The following is a 19,049-nucleotide window of genomic DNA, read 5'->3' as shown; positions in this document are numbered from 1 at the left end:
CTCCCCCCGTTATAGTGCAAACAAATGAGGTGGCACTCGAATTCAACTTTTCACCCCACCCCAAGATACTTACTAAGGCATTGTTTTATAAAGCGATTTATATATTTATTTACGTTTTTTAGCCATTGGCACTGTTCTGGCTTTATATCGGTTGATAGTTAAAGTTCGGGGCACGGGTTTAAATACTCGGTACTTGCGGACAGTGTGCAAAGACGCACACGTTATCAGAGGTAAATCTGTTAGCTATTAACAATACATAAGTTTCGGACAAAGGCGTCCCCAGTTCTTTCTAACGAGAGCGCTGCGGACGCCTTTTTTTGATCTAACAGAACACATGTAAATAGCTAACTCCCGATATAAAACTGGCAACTTATTAATAACGACAACGTGAGGTGAAACCATGGCTTATCTTCTCCCCGCTGAGTTTGCAACCAAAATGGTAGACGCAGGCGAAGCAAAGATTTATATGTCAACTCGAGATACCCTAATCCGCGCTTACATGGCGGGTGCAATCTTGGCGTTAGCTGCCGTATTTGCGGTGACCATTGCCGTTCAAACCGGCGTGTTTTTACTCGGCGCAGTGTTATTCCCTGTAGGTTTTTGTATGCTTTACCTTATGGGATTTGACCTGTTAACCGGTGTATTTGTGCTTACACCGTTAGCATGGCTTGCACAACGCCCTGGGGTTACACCCAAACAAATTCTGCGAAACTGGGGCCTGGTATTCTTAGGTAACTTTGGCGGCGCATTAACCGTAGCCTTCATGATGTCGTTTATCTTTACTATGGGCTATAACGTAGATGGCGGCGCGATTGCTACGAAGGTCGCCAGCATTGGTGAAGCGCGCACATTAGGCTATGCAGAACACGGTGCTGCCGGTTGGATTACCATATTTATTCGCGGCATGCTATGTAACTGGATGGTGTCATTGGGCGTAGTGGGCGCAATGATCTCAACTCACGTAAGCGGCAAAGTACTCGCTATGTGGATGCCCATTATGCTGTTCTTCTTCATGGGCTTTGAACACTCAGTAGTAAACATGTTCCTTTTCCCATTTGGTCTGATTATGGGCGGTGACTTCTCTGTTATGGATTATTTCATCTGGAATGAAATTCCAACAGCATTAGGGAATCTGGTAGGCGGTTTAGCATTTACTGGGCTTACCCTTTATACCACTCACGTGAAGACGCTACCTAAACGCACTATCCCTGTCGATAAAGCAGCGGCATCTCAAACGCTCCCCATCTAATCAGGGCTTCTAATATAGTGCCATCACGACGCAAACCATAAAGGTACGTTGTGGTGGCACTGTCCTTCCCTTCGCATAAAAGCAAATGTTTGAGTCGATGTTGTATAAGTAGATAGAAGCAACGAAATATGAACCAGCAAGCAGCGCTAAATACGCCAATCGATCCGCTACCTTGCAAAGTGTGGACAAGTGCTTTTTCCACTCGCGGGGTTAAAGAGATAAATCAAGATGCCTATGCTTACCATATTGCTTCCAACGACCTAAATCCAAGTCATGTTTTTGTTATTGCCGACGGTGTCAGTAGTAGTACTGTAAGTCAGGTTGCTAGTGATTTTGCTACCAGTGAATTTGTTAAGCTTTTTAATATAGCGCCTGAACAGTGGTCGATAAAAACCCGGGCCGAAGCCATTATTAAAGAGTTGAATGCAAGGCTTTATACCCGGACGCAGAGAAGCGCTTTTTGCTACACCCCAGAGAAAGGGTATGTCTGTACGCTTTCAGTCGCTATTTTAACGGGTAATCACCTAGACGTGTTTCACGTGGGAGATTGCCAAGTCCAGCTTGTTTCTGACAACGCAACAAGCCCTGCTTTACTTACACGTCCCCATCGTCACGTCTCTGATAGTGAACCTTCGCAAACGTATCTTTCCAACGCATTAGGCGTAAAAGCGAATATCGATATTGACCACACATCACACACCTTAAGCGCTTCAAGTACTATTGCGATAAGTACTGATGGTGTTCATGAATTTGTTTCGCTGCCTGGCATACTTAACAAAATCAATGGCGCAGAAACACTCTCAGAAAACCAATCTGCTTTGGTGGTGCATGAGGCGTTTAACCAGGGAAGTGATGACAACCTCACTCTACTGCTTATTAAGTACCAAATCGGTAATGAAAGTGGGAGTAATGATAGTGAAACCAACGTTCATCTTTGTAAGCCTGCTTTCAAAGAACTAGAGACCGGCGATGAAATTGACGGCATCACACTAGAGCGACAGCTCTATAGCTCTGCACGTAGTCATGTTTTTATTGCCTCGCTTCAAGCTCACAAAGGTACACATGAACAACACCCTGTGGTGGTTAAAACCCCCTCAACCGACTTTAGTCAGTCACCAGAAATGCTCAACGGTTTTTTGATAGAAAGTTGGTTTGCAAGGCGAGTTAACTCAACGCATGTTATTAAAAGCCCCACGCATTTGAATTTAGGGCTCAAACACAGGCCTACAGCGTTTTACAGCATTAGTGACTATGTAAAAGGTCAAACATTGGCACAGTGGTCTTTTGATAACCCCACACCATCATTGGAGCAAATTAGGGATATCATTGAGCAGGTTGGGAAAGGCTTACAAGCAATGCACCGTCAAGGCATTCTTCACAGAGATATACGCCCCGAGAATATAATGATTAATGAACAGGGGCACTGTACTATTATTGACCTTGGTTCGGCGGCCTTAGCCGATGCGCCTAGCCTTTATAGCAGTGCGCCAATTCCCGGCGCGGCCCTTTTTGCCGCTCCTGAATACTTTTTAGGGAATATAGGCACAGAGCGCTCAGATCTATTCTCTCTAGCCGTACTCACCTACTACCTTCTTTGCGGGCGTTATCCGTATCATTCAAAACTCGCTCACTGTCGCACTTTTGCCGAACAGAAAAAACTAAAATATGAAACGGCGTTAGATCCAAAACGCCCAATACCAACCTGGGTTGATAGTGCCCTGAAACGCGCTTTACATGTTAACCCTGATAAACGCTATTCAACATTATCCGAATTCCTCTATTCGCTTCGCTATCCAAATCCAACTCAACACAGGGCCTATGAGCCTTTAGTAAAACGCCACCCTCTTTTTGTTTACAAGGTGCTGATACTGGCACTTATTCTTAGCAATCTAGCTACGCTCATTTTGTTTAACTAACCCTTTAAGGAAATACAAATGATTACATCGAGAACCCAAGTTACCGACATGATCCAATCAGCCAAAATTTTAAAAGGCATAAAGTGGAGCCAGATTGCCGAAGTTGTTGGTCAGTCTAAAGAATGGAGTACAGCAGCTTGTTTAGGACAAATGGCCATGACAAAGCAGCAAGCTGAATCTGTAGGTGAGTTACTTGAGCTTTCCGACGAAGCCATTGCTTGGCTTCAAATCGTGCCTTACAAAGGCTCATTACCCACAGAAGTCCCTACCGACCCGCTTATTTATCGCTGGTATGAATTGGTGAATGTGTATGGCACTACATTAAAGGAGTTAATTCACGAAGAGTTTGGCGACGGCATAATGAGTGCCATCGATTTTTCGATGGATTTACAGCGCGAGAACGACCCTAAAGGCGACCGTGTCAGCGTAGTGATGTCAGGGAAGTTTCTGCCGTACAAAATGTATTAAATCGCAGTGCTATAGATATAAAAAAAGCCGGTCATGCGACCGGCTTTTTAGTATTTCTTGAAGCGTAAGCTAACCCAGGGTCAGCTTACGTTCGCAAAGGCTAATTACTTAGCAGCTTTACGCGCTTTCGCTTCTTCAATTACTTTGTCAGCTACGTTCTGAGGACATGCTGAGTAGTGGCTGAATTCCATAGAGAACTGACCACGACCAGATGTAATAGTACGTAGGTGACCGATGTAACCAAACATCTCAGATAGAGGTACGTCAGCCTTGATACGAACGCCAGTAGCGCCAGCTTCTTGGTCTTTGATCATACCACGACGACGGTTAAGGTCACCGATTACGTCACCAACGTTGTCTTCTGGGCTGAATACGTCAACTTTCATCACAGGCTCAAGAATTTGAGGACCTGCTTTTGGCATTGACTGACGGAATGCACCTTTAGCTGCAATTTCGAACGCGATTGCTGATGAGTCAACTGCGTGGAAACCACCGTCGAATAGCTCAACTTCAACGTCTAGTACTGGGTAGCCCGCTAGAGGACCTACTTCCATCATACCTGCGAAACCTTTTTCGATTGCAGGGAAGAATTCTTTAGGTACGTTACCGCCCACAACAGTAGATGTGAACTTGAAGCCAGAGTTAGTTTCGCCTGGCTTGATGCGGTAATCGATCTTACCGAACTGACCAGAACCACCAGACTGCTTCTTATGCGTGTAGCTGTCTTCAACTGGTAGCGTGATAGTTTCACGGTATGCAACCTGAGGCTGGCCAACTTCTAGCTCAACGCCGTAAGTACGCTTCAAGATGTCTACTTTGATATCTAGGTGAAGCTCACCCATACCTTTAAGGATGGTTTCGCCTGAATCTTCGTCAGTTTCAACTTGGAAAGATGGGTCTTCTGCTACTAGTTTACCGATAGCGATAGACATCTTTTCGTTAGCGCCTTTGTCTTTTGGCTTAACAGCAATCGAGATTACTGGCTCAGGGAAGATCATTGGCTCTAGTGTACAAGGGTGCTTAGGATCACATAGCGTGTGACCAGTTTGAACGTTCTTCATACCAACAACAGCTAGGATGTCACCTGCTTGTGCTGAAGTAAGTTCAGTACGTTCATCAGCGTGCATCTCAACCATACGGCCGATACGCTCAGTTTTACCCGTTGCGCTGTTAAGAATAGTGTCGCCTTTGTTTAGCTTACCAGAGTAGATACGGATAAACGTAAGGGCACCGAAACGGTCGTCCATGATTTTGAACGCAAGTGCACGGAACGGCTCGTCAACAGATACTGTTGCAACTTCACCAGTAGGCTCACCCGTTTCTTCGTCAGTTAGATCTTGTGGATCAACTTCTGTTGGAGAAGGAAGGAAGTCTACAACCGCGTCAAGAACTAGCTGAATACCTTTGTTCTTAAATGCAGAACCACAGTATGTTGGGAAGAACGCTAGGTCACGAGTACCTTTACGGATACAACGCTTGATGTCTTCTAGAGACGGCTCTTCACCATCCATATAAGCCATCATTAGGTCGTCATCTTGCTCAACAGCAGTTTCGATTAGTTGCTCACGGTACTCGTTAGCCTTATCAACCATATCTGCTGGGATATCTACAACTTCGTAGTTTTCAGGAAGACCTGAATCGTCCCAGATGTACGCTTTCATGTCTAGAAGGTTAACAACACCTTTAAACTCGTCTTCGATACCGATTGGAAGCGTCATTACTAGTGGGTTAGCAGCAAGTACCTTCTTAACTTGGCCAACTACACGGTAAAAGTCTGCACCCATACGGTCTAGTTTGTTTACGAAGATTACACGCGCAACTTCTGATTCGTTAGCATAACGCCAGTTAGTTTCTGACTGAGGCTCAACACCGCCAGAACCACAGAATACACCGATACCGCCGTCTAGTACTTTAAGTGAACGATATACTTCAACTGTAAAGTCAACGTGTCCCGGAGTATCGATGATGTTCATGCGATGATCTTTCCAGAAACAGGTTGTTGCCGCTGACTGGATGGTAATACCACGCTCAGCTTCCTGCTCCATGAAGTCAGTTGTTGATTCACCATCGTGAACCTCACCAGTTTTATGGATTTTACCAGTAAGCTTCAAGATACGTTCTGTTGTGGTAGTTTTACCCGCGTCTACGTGGGCGAAAATACCAATGTTTCTGTAATGAGATAAGTCTGACATTAGTTCACTTTCATTGGTTCAGAGTAAAAAAACGGCCGGATTATAAAGGATTTCTATACCAGATTTACACCTTTTTTAGCATAAACCTTAAATTCGTTTGCTAAAATCCGCGCCACCATTAATTCTTTTCTTTAAGTATCAATAACTTATTAATTAATGACACTTTTTTGAAAAATAACAAAATCACACCTCATCTTTTGAAGTGCGAACAATTGTTACTGTAACTTCATCTCTGTCGTGGTAGAGATGCCTAACCTTCACCGCAAATGCATCTTCCAAGGCATTTAATCGGCTTCTTAGCAACGTCATGGCTTCAACTACAGTTTCATAACGTTGTTTCATAGGTAACTTTAAATTGAATATTGCGTGCGTTGCCCAGTGCTTAACTAACCAATCACCCATCAATTTAGCTACCCTATCGGGTTGTTCTATCATATCACATACCAGCAAATCTACACGACCAAATTGTGGTCTATATGTAAACCCGTCTGCCGCGTGATGTTCAACCAACCCCGTGCTCATTAAACTATCGGCTACAAGTCCATTGTCGATAGCTTCAACATACATTCCGCGCTTCACCAGCTGATATGTCCAACCGCCCGGGCATGCACCTAGATCCACGGCACGTCCACCGCTTCGAAGTACTTGAGCTTGCTGTTTATCGCTCAGCATATTTACTAAGGCATCTTCAAGTTTAAGCGTAGAGCGACTGGGCGCGTCACTTGGGAACTTTAATCTGCAAATGCCTAAGTGATCGCTACTGGCATGACTGGGTAATGTATAGCCAATATGACAAATTTCAAATGACTCAAAGAAAATATGCAGTTTAGGTTTCCCCAGATTTTCCTTGGACGTAAGCCACCCCGCTTTCCTTAGCGCTTGGCGAAGAGGAACCGTAAACTTTCGGCAAAACTTTGCGAGGGTTTTACCTTCTTCTGTATCTGGGTATTCAACATCAATAGCTCCGAAAATAGAAAACGGTTTTTCTACCTCTTTTAGGGCCTCAAGCACTTGCCCTACTCTGTCTTCTTTTTCTATATCGGTAAGAGTGGCAAAGACAGCCACCAGCTGACGAGGGAAGATACTGTCGTGAACAGCAAACTGAGTAATGGTTTGCTCTAACTGCGAGCCATCGTATAAATGATAAAGTACAAAGCCACTGTTCTTCTTCGACACTGGGTAGCCATAACACTGAGCTTCACCGTATCGAGATGTAAGTTCGTTAGCTGTATCGTTTTCATAACCGGGTCGGCAATAACCCAAAATACTGATGTTAGACATTACCTGCCCCCGGCGTGTGGTGAGTTGTCTTCTGCTCTTCTTTTTGTTGCTTGTTTAAATCATGACCTTTTATCAGTCCAACTACTAACAACACCCAACCGATAATAAAGAACATGCCTCCCAGAGGGGTTATCGGGCCAAACCATTTTATGCCGCTTATTGCTAGCGCGTATAAGCTTCCACTAAACAATACCGTACCGGTAACAAAACAAAACGCTACACGATTAGCCCACGTCGATGAAACAACCCCTGACAATGCAGGTAAAAGCAGTAAGGCTAATGCGTGATACATTTGATAACGCACGCCGATTTCAAACGTGTTGAGCTGCTGTGCAGTTAACACGCTTTTTAAACCATGTGCGCCAAACGCACCTAGTACCACTGAAAGGCCCGCTAGCAATGCCCCAACAATAAGATAAGGTTTAGCAACGCTGGCAAACCTAAGTTTTTCAGTTTTCATTAAATTAGTCGTTCGCTCTGATTTCTATTTAATCATTAATTATTTAAATGGGTTTCAATAAAAGAAGCGGTAAGCGTGGCTGCGGTAGCAATATGTTCTTCCTGCGTTTTGCCACTTGCTCTGCGAGGCTTAAAACTGTGATCGCCGTCGTCTAAATAAGCGCACTCAATGCCTGTAGATAGTACGCTGCGCTTTTTGTAATCTTCTACTTCGCTTTTTGTACCAAAGGTATCTCGTTCACCCTGAATAATAAGCAAAGGCTTAGACGTCGTTTGCAGATGTTCGGTTCGTGTTTTTTCTGGCTTACCAGGAGGGTGGAACGGATAGCCCAGCGCTATCGCGCCTTTTACATTGCTCACCGCTTCATACACCATAGTCGCCATTCGCCCGCCCATCGACTTTCCACCGATGAACACAGGCAAGTTATGCAAGGCTTTGTTGTCTTTACTGCAGGTTTCAATCACCGCAGTAAAATGTGACATAAGTTTATCGGCTTTATCGGGAGGGCGACGCTTACCGGTAGCTTTTATGGTTTGCATATAGGGAAAGTTAAAAAGTACGGTTGATATGCCTTTAGCGACAAGGGCTTTCGCCATAGCTTGCATGAACTCATGTTCCTTTCCCGCACCGGCTCCGTGGCCCAATATCAAGCACGCTGTAGGCTTATCGGCTTCATGCAATTCAATGTCAAAACCAGGCTGTTCAGCGGTGGCATTCGATGTACTCATATTACAGTAAGTCCTCTTGTTCTGCTTCAACCAGCGCTAAGATCCAGTCTCTAAATGCAGCTATTTTACCTAATTCAGCCTGTGATTCTTCACACACGAGATAAAACGCATCGCGACTCTCTACGCGTTCTTCAAACGGCATGACTAGCCTACCCGCCTCAATTTCTGGCCTTGCAAGTACCGTGTTACCTAATGCAATACCTTGTCCGAGTGCCGCTGCCTGTAAAACTAGCATGGAGTGACTGAAAACCGGCCCTTGATTAACGTTTACACCAACCACCCCTACGTGCTTCAACCAGTTTTTCCATGCGGTACGGCTTAAGTCGTGAAGCAGCACATGGTGACGTAAATCAGAAAGGCTGGATAAAGGCTTAGGGCCTTGAAAAAGCATTGGAGAACACAGCGGGGTTAAAAACTCTCTGTGAAGCTGGTCAGCCTGAAGACCAGCCCAACGACCTTTGCCGTAATATATTGCTACGTCTACATCGTCTTCTAAAAAGCCTTCGTCGAAATCAACTGCTTTTATGCGTACGTCAATATCTGGGTGCGCCAAACTAAATTTATGAATACGGGGCACTAACCATTGGCTTGCAAAGCTTGGTGGCATGGCCACCGTAATCGCGCCTTTACTGCCCTTCGCAAGTAGCCTTTCTGTGGCGTCTTGTAAGTTTTTGAAGATATCTTTTAACTCTAAGAAATACGCCTGCCCTTCTTCAGTGAGAAGCAAGGTTCTATTTCTACGAAGAAACAACTTCATCGATAAGAAATCTTCAAGCGCTTTTATTTGATGACTTACTGCTGCTTGGGTGACAAACAGCTCATCAGCAGCCTTAGTGAAGCTTAAATGACGTGCAGCCGCTTCAAACGATTTGAGGGCATTAAGAGGGGGTAAACGTCGGTGCATAGTTTGTTTTAAATCCAGTGTGACCGAAGCATGACAAATTCATTAGTTTTTCTAATGATAACCCATACTTTTACTCGTTTTATTTTTCACCACCCGCTGACTATAATTTACCCGAAATTAAAAAAGAACATTTAATTTCAGCGCTTTATGATGAACATTTGTTAAACATTTTAACATTCATCAACAATTATTTAATTATTTTTATTAGGTGTGAAAATGAAAAAATTACTTTTAGCTAGCGTTTCTGTAATGGCTTTCGCAAGCGCCGCTGCAAATGCTAACGCACAACCAGAAAAGATCAATCTACAATCGTTAATCAATACTGCAATGACAAGCGTAAAAATGGCTGAAGTATTGCCAGAAAACGATGCTCACATTGTTGTTAAGAAGCAATCAAAGGCGATTTTAGCTGAAGAGATCCAAGTTCAGCTTCACAAAAATTTATTAGCAATGGCAAAAGGTGAAGAGCGCGTAAACGTTTCTGAAGCGGAATAAGCTACTCACACACCTGATACGCATGCCGGTGCTTGCACCGGCATACGCCATCAACACCGGCTTAGGTATTACTAGTATCTAACGGGTCAAAACCTTTCACTAACTCGTCTAACGCTTTCATTTGTCGCAAATAAGGCTCTAATTTCGCCAACGGCAGTGCACAAGGCCCGTCACATAGTGCCTCATCAGGATTAGGGTGTGCTTCAATGAACAAGCCCGCTAAACCTAACGCCATACCACTTCTTGCTAGCTGCGCCGCTTGCGCTCGACGACCATCTGCAGATGTAGCACGACCACCAGGCATCTGAAGAGCGTGCGTTGCATCAAATATTACCGGGGCGTATTCTTTCATCGCGTCCATACCCAGCATATCTACCACTAAGTTGTTGTAGCCAAAGCAGCTACCACGCTCACAAAGAATTACCTTGTCATTACCGGCTTCACCTAACTTTCCAATAATATGGCGCATTTCGTGGGGCGCTAAAAACTGAGGTTTCTTAACGTTTATTACGCTACCTGTTTTAGCCATGGCAACAACAAGGTCGGTCTGACGCGCTAAAAAGGCAGGTAACTGAATAACATCAACCACTTCTGCAACAGGCGCTGCTTGATAGGGTTCGTGTACATCGGTGATAAGTGGAACGTTAAAGGTCGACTTAATTTCTTCAAAAATACGCAGCCCCTCTTCCATGCCAGGCCCACGGTAAGAAGTCACCGATGAACGATTCGCTTTATCAAAGGAAGCTTTGAAAACATATGGAATATTGAGCTTTTGCGTTACTTCAACGTAGTGTTCAGCAATACGCATAGCAAGATCACGAGACTCTAGTACGTTCATGCCGCCGAACAACACGAAAGGTAAGTGATTGGCAACGTCTACGTTACCTACATTAATAATCTGTTTAGATTCAGACATTATCTACTTCCAGTTAAAACTTAAAAAAGAGGTTGTTTGGTTACCGCAACCATCGCCGTTGCCATTAACACCAACAATGCCGCAACGAAGAAGGCCCACTTGCTCATTGTCGTCTTGGCTTTTTTCAACGCAAATAATCCAAACACGATGTACAACACCACACCGATAACTTTGAATGTAAGCCATGCGTTAACAAGAGGATATTGAGATAATATGACGCATAGCCAGATTGCACTGGCTAAAAGCACGGTATCAATGATGTGAGGGAGAATTTTAACCCACTTTTTGCTGAGTGCTGTAGCGTCGAATTGGCTCCATATAAAACGAAAGACAAAAAATAAAATACTTAAGCCTACCGCCGTTAAATGTAGATGTTTTGCCATCATGTACATAATGTGTTCCTGTTCTTATTAGATAGTGAAACTGCCGCTAGCTACTTTAACACATGTGTTATTAGACCTATTGAGTTTTACTTAATAGCAAAACTCAATAGATTCAGAATACGAGTAGCAGACTAAAAAAACAGGTGCGTTTCGCACCTGTCTTCCTTTTATTTATGACGCCTGTTTACAGGCTTTTATTGTAACGTATAACAGTACGTAAATAACGGGGAAATAAATCATTCTGCATCAGGAAATTGAGCCTGAATTGCCATGAAGGCTGGTAAATCTTTTAACATACACTGAACTAAATCGGGGTCAAAGTGCTTGCCACTTTCTTCTTTTAGTACGGCTTCAACCTTGTCAATTGTCCACGCTGGCTTATACGGCCGTGCATTTAACAGCGCGTCAAATACATCAACCAGTGTTGCTATACGGCTTTTAATATCAATTTCCTTGCCTTTGAGGCCATCGGGATACCCTTTCCCATCCCATCGCTCGTGATGCTGTTTCGCTAGCATTGCAGCTAACTGAATAGTGGGACGACTAGAATCTTGTAATATTTGATAGCCAAATTCGGCATGCTGACGTATTTTAAACATCTCATCGTCGGTTAACGGCGTCGTTTTGTGCAAAATAGATTTAGGTACTATCGACGTCCCAATATCATGAAGCGGCACGGCTAGGCGCAGTGCGTGCATATCTTGTTCATTAAGCCCCATTTTCTCTGCTAAAAGCAGCGCCATTTCAACCATTCTTGTGAGGTTATTTGACGCATTTGACTCATGCTCTAACGCGCGACCTAAACGCTCAATGATTTCTTTTTGCGTTGCTTCAACATCAACGGTTTTGAGTACATTATCAAACGCCAGTTGTACGCTATCTGAAAAACGTTTTACTAAATGACGATCATTATCCCCTATTCGTCTGGGAAGCCCTGACAAGTATAAAAGTGCGCCATTGTGGCTTTTGCTATTACAGTACGCCACAACGTGGTCTTCAGCGTATACTATTTGCTTGTCGCGCATTGCTTGGGCACAAAGTGCATATTCTTGTGCACTGATAGCATCTTTAAGCGGTACACCTTCTTTGTTGGCATACTCTCCATTTCCCGCGAATACGTATAACTCGTCGTCACCAAAATTGGCGTTTTTCGTATTTATCGTGCGTGATGTAGTAGCTACCGCTGTCGTAATATAAGCTGCGTCTTTCGAACAACCCAATATAGATGCCAGTTGTTGAATAATGCCCTGCATGAATTTTTCGAGGGAGCGTGAAGAAAATAAATCTACAGAGGCATCTATGATTTTTTCGAGGCCACGTCTATTTTCTTCAATTACGATAATGTCTCGATAGGAACGTAGTGCTGCAATGATGACGGTAAAAAGTTTTTGCGCGGTCAGTTCGGTTTTCGACTTGTAGTCGTTGATGTCGTAATTAATGATGACATCTTTTTCAGGGGCTTGGCCAGGTTGTCCAGTACGCAAAATAATACGCGTGAAATGATTGTCTAATTCGTTACGAACGTATTCGGCTACTTTAAGACCGGCGTCGTCAGTCTCCATAACAACGTCGAGTAACACAACGGCAATGTCATCATGGGTTTTGAAAATTGATTTGGCTTCCTCACCGCTATAAGCACTAACAAATTCTAACGTTTTACCATTTAAACTAAAGTCATTGAGTGCCAGCTTGGTAACGGCGTGTACTTCAGGTTCATCATCAACGATTAGTACTTTCCAGCTACCCAGATCATCCACTTCATTTTCATCTTCGTCTTCTGCGAAAAGAAAGTCATCATTCATCTGGTACGTCCTGTAGTGTAAGAGATTGTTTAACTTAGTGCTTTTTAAGGCTTCGTAACCGCTAAACAGATACTAATGCAAAACAAAATATAAGCAAGTTTGCAATTAAGCCGATACTTATACTTCTTATACTCCTATTGAAACCAACAGTAAAAGCCGTTTACTGCCACTGTCCTACCGTAACGCGGTCGTTACCGCCAAAGTCTTTAATGGTTTTAACGTTAATAAAACCCGCTTTTGTAAGCAATACATTGACCGCAGTGCCTTGGTCAAAACCGTGTTCGAATGCGAGCAGCGCGCCTTTATTGAGGTATTGAGGTGCGTTATTGATTATGTGTTTAATGTCGTCTAGACCATCACTACCCGAAGTTAATGCTGTTTTAGGCTCAAAACGCACATCGCCCTCATTAAGGTATGGACTGGATTCTTCTATGTAAGGTGGGTTTGAAACAATAATGTCGAAGGTTTGATCTGCCAGAGCACTAAACCAGTCACTTTGTACAAAATGCGCATTGGCTATGCTATTAGCGTGGGCATTGCGGGTAGCAAGCTTCACCGCACCCTCTTGGTAGTCTACGCCAGTAACAGATGCTTGTGGCAGTTCGCTCGCTAATGCCAGCGCAATGGCGCCCGTACCTGTTCCCAAATCACAGATTGATAAGGATGCAGAGGATTGTTGATTTGCCCAATTAAGCACTTGCTCAACCAATATTTCTGTATCCGGTCGTGGAATTAATGTATCAGGCGAGGTAAACAGTGACAGGGTCCAGAAATCACGCTTGCCGATAATATACGCCACGGGCTCACCCCGTTTACGCTTAGCGACATCTGCTTCAAATTGCGCTTTTTGGGTGGCATCCAAGGTTTTATCAGGCCATGTGAATAGGTAAGTTTGTGACTTACCTAGAATGTTCGCCAACATGACTTTGGCATCAATAGAGGGTGACTCCCCACCCTCTAGTTGCTCAGCCGCCCATGCTAAGGCGTTGTCTATGCGCATTGTTTTTCTATAAACAGTTTGAGTAACAAGACAGCGTTATTCGTCAGAAAGAGAGGCCAGCAGGTCGGCCTGATGTTCTTGCAAAATTGGGTCGATAAGCTGCTTAAGGTCACCTTCCACCACTTCATCTAAACGATAAATAGTTAGGTTGATTCGGTGATCGGTTACACGTCCCTGCGGGAAGTTATAAGTACGAATTCGCTCAGAGCGGTCGCCGCTACCGACTAGGCTCTTACGGGTAGAAGCCTCTTCTGCTGCACGCTTTTCTTCTTCAATCTGGTTTAAGCGCGCTTGAAGTACCGACATCGCTTTCGCACGGTTTTTGTGCTGTGAACGCTCGTCCTGACATTCCACTACCAAGCCTGTTGGCAAGTGAGTAATACGAATAGCCGAGTCAGTTTTGTTAACGTGCTGACCACCCGCACCTGATGCACGGAAGGTATCGATGCGAAGCTCTGCAGGGTTAATTTCAATTGCCTGCGACTCTGGAATTTCTGGCAATACCGCCACGGTACATGCCGAGGTATGGATACGGCCTTGTGATTCGGTTTCTGGTACACGCTGTACGCGGTGACCGCCCGACTCGAATTTCAACACGCCGTACACGCCATCGCCGCTAACATTCGCAATGACTTCTTTATAACCGCCGTGCTCACCTTCATTGGCGTTAACCAACTCTACACGCCAGCCACGACTTTCGGCATAACGGCTGTACATGCGGAACAAGTCACCTGCGAATATTGCCGCTTCGTCACCACCTGCACCTGCGCGAATTTCCAAGAAACAGTTGTTGTCATCGTTAGGATCTTTAGGCAGAAGTAGCACCTGAAGTTCAGTTTCAAGGCGTTCAATTTCCGCCTTGGCTTCTTTCATCTCTTCCTGTGCCATCTCGCGCATTTCAGCGTCATCTTCGTTCAACATTTCCTGCGCTGAAGCCAAGTTTTCTTGTGCTTGCTGATAAGCATTAAAGCCTGCCACTACATCTTCTAGCTGACTAAACTCTTTTGACAAGTTGCGAAACTTATCTTGATCGCCGATAACTCCAGGGTCGCCTAACAACGCCTGAACTTCTTCGAAACGCTCGACTAAGTGTTCGAGTTTCCTAACTACCGACTCTTTCATATGCTTTTTATTACCTTATTTATTATCGTCTGACGAAAAGTCAGATAAATCTAATGCCTGTCCCATCCATCGGCTTAACGCCGGGTCATCGTGCATGGCAGCCTCGCGTAACGCTAAGGTAGTTGGGTGCAATAGCGTATTGGTTAATTTATACGCCATTTCTTCTAATACCGTTTCGGCATTTTTACCTTCTGCTAATTGCGCTTTGGCTTTTTCCACAATATCGTCACGCTGTGCCATGCCTTTTTGGCGATACTGTCTTACTAAATCTATCGATTGCTGCGACTGCTTCCACGTCATGTAGTCGCCAGCTTGCTTGTCGATGAGCTTTTCCGCTTCTTTTGCTGCTTGCTCGCGGTTTTCTAAATTCTTCTGAACAATATGCTGCAGATCATCAACAGTATAAAGGTAGGCATCGCCTAACTCGTTAACCTCTGACTCGATATCTCGCGGTACCGCAAGGTCTACCAAAAACATCGGCATGTTTTTGCGCTGCTTAAGGGCTTTCTCCACCATACCTTTACCAATCAAAGGCAGTTGGCTAGCAGTAGAGCTTATCACGATATCGAAGTCTTTTAAGTGTTCTGGCACCTGCGATAAGGTAAACACACTCGCATCTAGTGTTTCGGCTAAGGCTTCTGCTCGCGCTACGGTTCTATTCGCCACCGCCAAACAGCTCACGCCCTGCTCTTTCAAATGCTGAGCCACAAGTTCAATGGTTTCGCCAGCTCCCACTAATAACACTGAACGTTTTGGTAGTTCAGCGAATATATGCTTGGCCAACTGAACGGCTGCATAAGCCACGCTTACCGCGTTTGCACCTATATCTGTTTCGCTGCGAACTCGCTTCGCCACCGAAAAAGTATGTTGAAACAGCTTATCAAATTCGCTGCTCACCATGCCTGAGTGCTTCGCATCACCAAACGCCTGCTTTACCTGACCTAAGATTTGAGGTTCACCTAATATCAGTGAATCAAGTCCGCTGGCTACACGCATAATGTGCTTTACCGCTTCATCCTGGGCGAGCACATAGCTGTTATTGGCAATCTCTTCTACGTCTAGATGATGAAAGTCACTTAACCATTGTAAAAGCTTTTGACCTGTATCGTCTTGAGTATTCACGTAAAGCTCTGTGCGGTTACAGGTCGACACAATGACAGACTCATCTACGCCTTCCAGCTTTTTTAAACTCGCAAGCGCTTCCACCAGAGAATCTGGTGTGAAGGCCACTTTTTCGCGAAGTGCTACTGGTGCTGTTTTGTGGTTAATACCGAGGGCGAGTAAAGTCATTAAAATCTGTGCTGGCAACGTCGGAGCGGCATTGTACGAAAAACCCAAAATGATTGAAAGTGTTGGTGAAACTGTGTTCCCATAATGACTCAACTAAATGTGTTCTATTTTTATACGGGTATATGGCCTTAATGATTCGCTTATTTTTCTTTTTGTTTACCGTTTGCTTTCTATTAAGTGCATGTACAACCGCTCCCAAAGGCCCTGAAAATGCGGTAAACCTTACGGCTCAACTTGAAAAAGTTGGTGAAGTCCACCAGTGGCAAATGCGCGGAAAAATTGCTTTTCGCCAAGGAAAGGAAGCGGCCAGCCTCAATTTAGTTTGGAAAAACGATTCCGGCGATTTTGATTTTCGATTAACTAATTTTTTAGGGGTAAGTCTGGTTAACCTTAATGTGACGCAGCAACAGTCAGTATTAGAAGCGGATGGCGAGACGTATGTAGATGCCCTGCCAGAACCACTTATTTACCAAATCACAGGAATGGTAATTCCGGTGGAATCACTGTTGTCTTGGGTAAAAGGGTTACCGCTAGACGGTGATAAATTCACCCTTACCGAATTAGGATTGGTTAATACCTTGGAAAGCTATTGCCAAGGTTGCCGCAATTGGCAAGTTGCTTACGGCAATTATGGAAGTGTTGAGCTAGATGATGGAACATCTGTATGGTTGCCTCACAGCATAACGCTTACCCAAAACGAAACGTCGGACATGCCTAAAACTCAGCTTAAGATTAAAATTTATCAGTGGACTCTTTAGTGAACGAACCTGTTTCAGAACAAAAAGATTGGTGGCCTTCTCCCGCCAAACTAAATCTTTTTTTACATATTCTTGGCCGCTACGACAACGGCTACCACCAGCTTCAAAGCCTATTTCAAATGTTGGATTACGGCGATGCGCTCGCCTTTGACATAAGTACAGACGACACAACCATTCGCATGGAAACACCTCTTGATGGTGTGCCAGACGATGACAATTTAATTGTAAAAGCAGCGCGACTGCTGGCAACAAAAACAAAATGTGATAAAGGTGCCGTTATTTCGTTAAACAAGCGCCTTCCTATGGGGGGCGGTATTGGCGGGGGTTCATCGAATGCCGCAACCACGTTAGTGGCGCTTAATTACCTTTGGAACACAGGGCTAAGTGAAGATGAACTGGCTGAGCTTGGGTTAGCTTTAGGCGCTGATGTACCTATTTTTGTGCGAGGTCTAACGGCATTTGCAGGAGGCGTAGGAGAAGAGATAACGCCAGCTCCGCAACAAGAACAGTATTTTTTAGTGGCTAATCCTAACGTGCATGTCAGCACAGCCGAAGTTTTTACCTCGCCGGATTTGCCCAGAAATACACCAGCGATGCGTTGGGAAGACTATAAATTTGAAAAAACTTGGAATGATTGTCAGCAATTAGTCGCGAATCGCTATCCTGAAGTTGCAAAATTATTACAGTGGTTGGTACACTACGCACCGTCGCGAATGACGGGCACAGGTGCATGCGTATTTGCCACTTTTTCTGACTACACTTTAGCCGAACAAGTTAGGGCTCAAATGCCTGAAGCTTGGCAGAGTTTTGTCGCAAAAGGTGTGAATCGCTCACCACTATTAGACAAATTAGAACAACAAAAATAGTGTGTACGCCACATCGGACAAGAACTTAAAAATTGGGGTATAGCCAAGTTGGTAAGGCAGCGGGTTTTGATCCCGCCATTCGTAGGTTCGAGTCCTGCTACCCCAGCCAAACCTCTTTTATCAACGCACTGAGGAACCACTTGTGCCAGATATGAAGCTCTTTGCAGGTAATGCCGTACCAGAACTTGCCCAGAAAGTTGCCGATCGCCTCTACACCAAACTTGGAAATGCCAAAGTTGGCCGTTTCAGTGACGGTGAAATCAGCGTAGAAATTCATGAAAACGTCCGTGGCTCGGACGTTTTTATTATCCAGTCTACGTGTGCGCCTACTAACGATAACCTTATGGAACTTATTGTGATGATCGACGCACTACGTCGCGCATCAGCTGGTCGTATTACAGCAGTAATTCCTTACTTTGGTTATGCACGCCAAGACCGTCGTGTTCGTTCAGCTAGGGTGCCAATTACTGCGAAAGTAGTGGCTGACTTCCTGTCTAACGTTGGTGTTGACCGCGTACTTACTATCGACCTACACGCCGAACAGATTCAAGGTTTCTTTGATGTTCCGGTGGATAACGCATTCGGTACTCCTATCCTTCTTGCTGACATGGTAAGACGTGATTTTGCCGACCCTGTAGTCGTTTCTCCTGACATTGGCGGTGTTGTACGTGCACGTGCTACTGCGAAACTACTTAACGACACCGACCTTGCCATTATCGATAAGCGTCGCCCTAAAGCGAACGTGGCTCAGGTAATGAACATCATTGGTGACGTAAAAGACAGAGACTGCATCATTGTCGATGACATGATTGATACAGGCGGTACGCTTGCAAAAGCAGCCGAAGCACTTAAAGCACATGGCGCGCGCCGTGTTTATGCTTACGCGACTCACGCAATCTTTTCAGGCAATGCTGCAAATAATCTTAAAGAGTCTGTTATTGACGAAATTATCGTTACCGACTCTATCCCATTAAGTGCAGAGATGAAGCAAATTGGAAAAGTAAAACAGCTTACTTTATCTGAGATGCTTGCAGAAACTATTCGTCGTATCAGCAACGAAGAGTCTATTTCAGCAATGTTTGAATACTAAAATTTAAATATTGTTACTCCTACAAAAGAGCTGGCCCATGTAAGTGGCGCCGGCTCTTTTTTTACCTTTCTTTTTTCTTTGAAAGCGAACATCACCTTAAAAATAAGAACAGTACATCAAGCCAAACAC

General features: G+C 44.5%; 18 protein-coding genes and 1 tRNA gene. 8 read left to right on the top strand and 11 right to left on the bottom strand.

Translation table 11 applies throughout. The features are described from left to right. Positions 1-400: 400 nt before the first annotated feature. The 3 genes from E5672_RS04630 to cynS all read left to right on the top strand — a co-directional run bounded on the left by E5672_RS04630 (position 401) and on the right by cynS (position 3,633). Positions 401-1,249 carry a formate/nitrite transporter family protein gene (locus E5672_RS04630; RefSeq protein WP_136781130.1) on the top strand — a complete coding sequence of 283 codons (849 nt, stop codon included), beginning with the start codon at positions 401-403 and terminating at the stop codon, positions 1,247-1,249. A gap of 128 nt (positions 1,250-1,377) precedes the next feature. Continuing rightward, positions 1,378-3,165 carry a bifunctional protein-serine/threonine kinase/phosphatase gene (locus tag E5672_RS04625; protein ID WP_136781129.1) on the top strand — a complete coding sequence of 596 codons (1,788 nt, stop codon included), beginning with the start codon at positions 1,378-1,380 and terminating at the stop codon, positions 3,163-3,165. A gap of 18 nt (positions 3,166-3,183) precedes the next feature. Continuing rightward, on the top strand, positions 3,184-3,633 hold the full coding sequence (gene cynS, locus E5672_RS04620) for a cyanase (RefSeq protein ID WP_136781128.1): 450 nt from the start codon (positions 3,184-3,186) through the stop codon (positions 3,631-3,633). Between the two features lie 104 nt (positions 3,634-3,737). Here cynS and fusA read toward each other — a convergent pair whose 3' ends face one another. The 5 genes from fusA to E5672_RS04595 all read right to left on the bottom strand — a co-directional run bounded on the left by fusA (position 3,738) and on the right by E5672_RS04595 (position 9,198). After that, a complete protein-coding gene (fusA, locus tag E5672_RS04615; protein ID WP_136781127.1) occupies positions 3,738-5,825 on the bottom strand; it encodes an elongation factor G in 2,088 nt (695 codons plus the stop codon). Between the two features lie 183 nt (positions 5,826-6,008). After that, positions 6,009-7,106 (bottom strand): 23S rRNA (cytidine(2498)-2'-O)-methyltransferase RlmM, encoded by a 1,098-nt coding sequence (rlmM, locus tag E5672_RS04610; protein WP_136781126.1) that lies wholly within the window; start codon positions 7,104-7,106, stop codon positions 6,009-6,011. Beyond that, positions 7,099-7,566, bottom strand: coding sequence for a DUF423 domain-containing protein (locus E5672_RS04605; RefSeq protein ID WP_136781125.1), 468 nt, complete (start codon positions 7,564-7,566; stop codon positions 7,099-7,101). The genes rlmM and E5672_RS04605 overlap by 8 nt, the downstream gene beginning before the upstream one ends. Before the next feature lie 35 nt (positions 7,567-7,601). Further along, positions 7,602-8,294: an alpha/beta family hydrolase gene (locus E5672_RS04600; protein WP_136781124.1), complete on the bottom strand. Its 693-nt coding sequence runs from the start codon at positions 8,292-8,294 to the stop codon at positions 7,602-7,604. 1 nt (position 8,295) lies between these two features. Next, positions 8,296-9,198: a transcriptional regulator GcvA gene (locus E5672_RS04595; RefSeq protein ID WP_014949024.1), complete on the bottom strand. Its 903-nt coding sequence runs from the start codon at positions 9,196-9,198 to the stop codon at positions 8,296-8,298. A 216-nt stretch (positions 9,199-9,414) separates the two neighbouring features. Between E5672_RS04595 and E5672_RS04590 the strand changes: the two genes are divergently transcribed. Next, positions 9,415-9,693: a hypothetical protein gene (locus E5672_RS04590; protein ID WP_136781123.1), complete on the top strand. Its 279-nt coding sequence runs from the start codon at positions 9,415-9,417 to the stop codon at positions 9,691-9,693. 61 nt (positions 9,694-9,754) lie between these two features. On the opposite strand, the gene kdsA is transcribed toward E5672_RS04590, so the two are convergent. The 6 genes from kdsA to hemA form a co-directional block, all read right to left on the bottom strand. Next, positions 9,755-10,609 carry a 3-deoxy-8-phosphooctulonate synthase gene (kdsA, locus tag E5672_RS04585; protein ID WP_136781122.1) on the bottom strand — a complete coding sequence of 285 codons (855 nt, stop codon included), beginning with the start codon at positions 10,607-10,609 and terminating at the stop codon, positions 9,755-9,757. A gap of 20 nt (positions 10,610-10,629) precedes the next feature. Beyond that, a complete protein-coding gene (locus E5672_RS04580) occupies positions 10,630-11,001 on the bottom strand; it encodes a SirB2 family protein (RefSeq protein WP_136781121.1) in 372 nt (123 codons plus the stop codon). 227 nt (positions 11,002-11,228) lie between these two features. Then, a complete protein-coding gene (locus E5672_RS04575; RefSeq protein ID WP_136781120.1) occupies positions 11,229-12,794 on the bottom strand; it encodes a response regulator in 1,566 nt (521 codons plus the stop codon). A gap of 160 nt (positions 12,795-12,954) precedes the next feature. Continuing rightward, complete coding sequence (gene prmC, locus E5672_RS04570) at positions 12,955-13,794, bottom strand: peptide chain release factor N(5)-glutamine methyltransferase (protein WP_136781119.1); 840 nt, start codon at positions 13,792-13,794, stop codon at positions 12,955-12,957. Positions 13,795-13,830: 36 nt separating this feature from the next. Then, on the bottom strand, positions 13,831-14,916 hold the full coding sequence (gene prfA, locus E5672_RS04565; protein WP_014997976.1) for a peptide chain release factor 1: 1,086 nt from the start codon (positions 14,914-14,916) through the stop codon (positions 13,831-13,833). A 15-nt stretch (positions 14,917-14,931) separates the two neighbouring features. Next, complete coding sequence (gene hemA / locus E5672_RS04560) at positions 14,932-16,206, bottom strand: glutamyl-tRNA reductase (protein WP_014949017.1); 1,275 nt, start codon at positions 16,204-16,206, stop codon at positions 14,932-14,934. Between the two features lie 131 nt (positions 16,207-16,337). Between hemA and lolB the strand changes: the two genes are divergently transcribed. From lolB to E5672_RS04540, 4 genes are all read left to right on the top strand, one after another. Beyond that, on the top strand, positions 16,338-16,964 hold the full coding sequence (gene lolB / locus E5672_RS04555) for a lipoprotein insertase outer membrane protein LolB (RefSeq protein WP_136781118.1): 627 nt from the start codon (positions 16,338-16,340) through the stop codon (positions 16,962-16,964). Then, a complete protein-coding gene (ispE, locus tag E5672_RS04550) occupies positions 16,964-17,830 on the top strand; it encodes a 4-(cytidine 5'-diphospho)-2-C-methyl-D-erythritol kinase (RefSeq protein WP_136781117.1) in 867 nt (288 codons plus the stop codon). Before lolB ends, ispE begins: the two co-directional genes overlap by 1 nt. A 33-nt stretch (positions 17,831-17,863) precedes the next feature. Next, positions 17,864-17,939 (top strand) — tRNA-Gln (locus E5672_RS04545). Between the two features lie 33 nt (positions 17,940-17,972). Then, a complete protein-coding gene (locus E5672_RS04540; protein WP_014949014.1) occupies positions 17,973-18,920 on the top strand; it encodes a ribose-phosphate pyrophosphokinase in 948 nt (315 codons plus the stop codon). Positions 18,921-19,049 lie beyond the last annotated feature (129 nt).

Source organism: Alteromonas portus (assembly GCF_005117025.1).
In the GTDB taxonomy this organism is placed as follows: Bacteria; Pseudomonadota; Gammaproteobacteria; order Enterobacterales; family Alteromonadaceae; genus Alteromonas; species Alteromonas portus.
The sequence above is the reverse complement of the archived record's forward strand: the minus strand, read 5'-3'. Positions and strand labels throughout refer to the sequence as shown.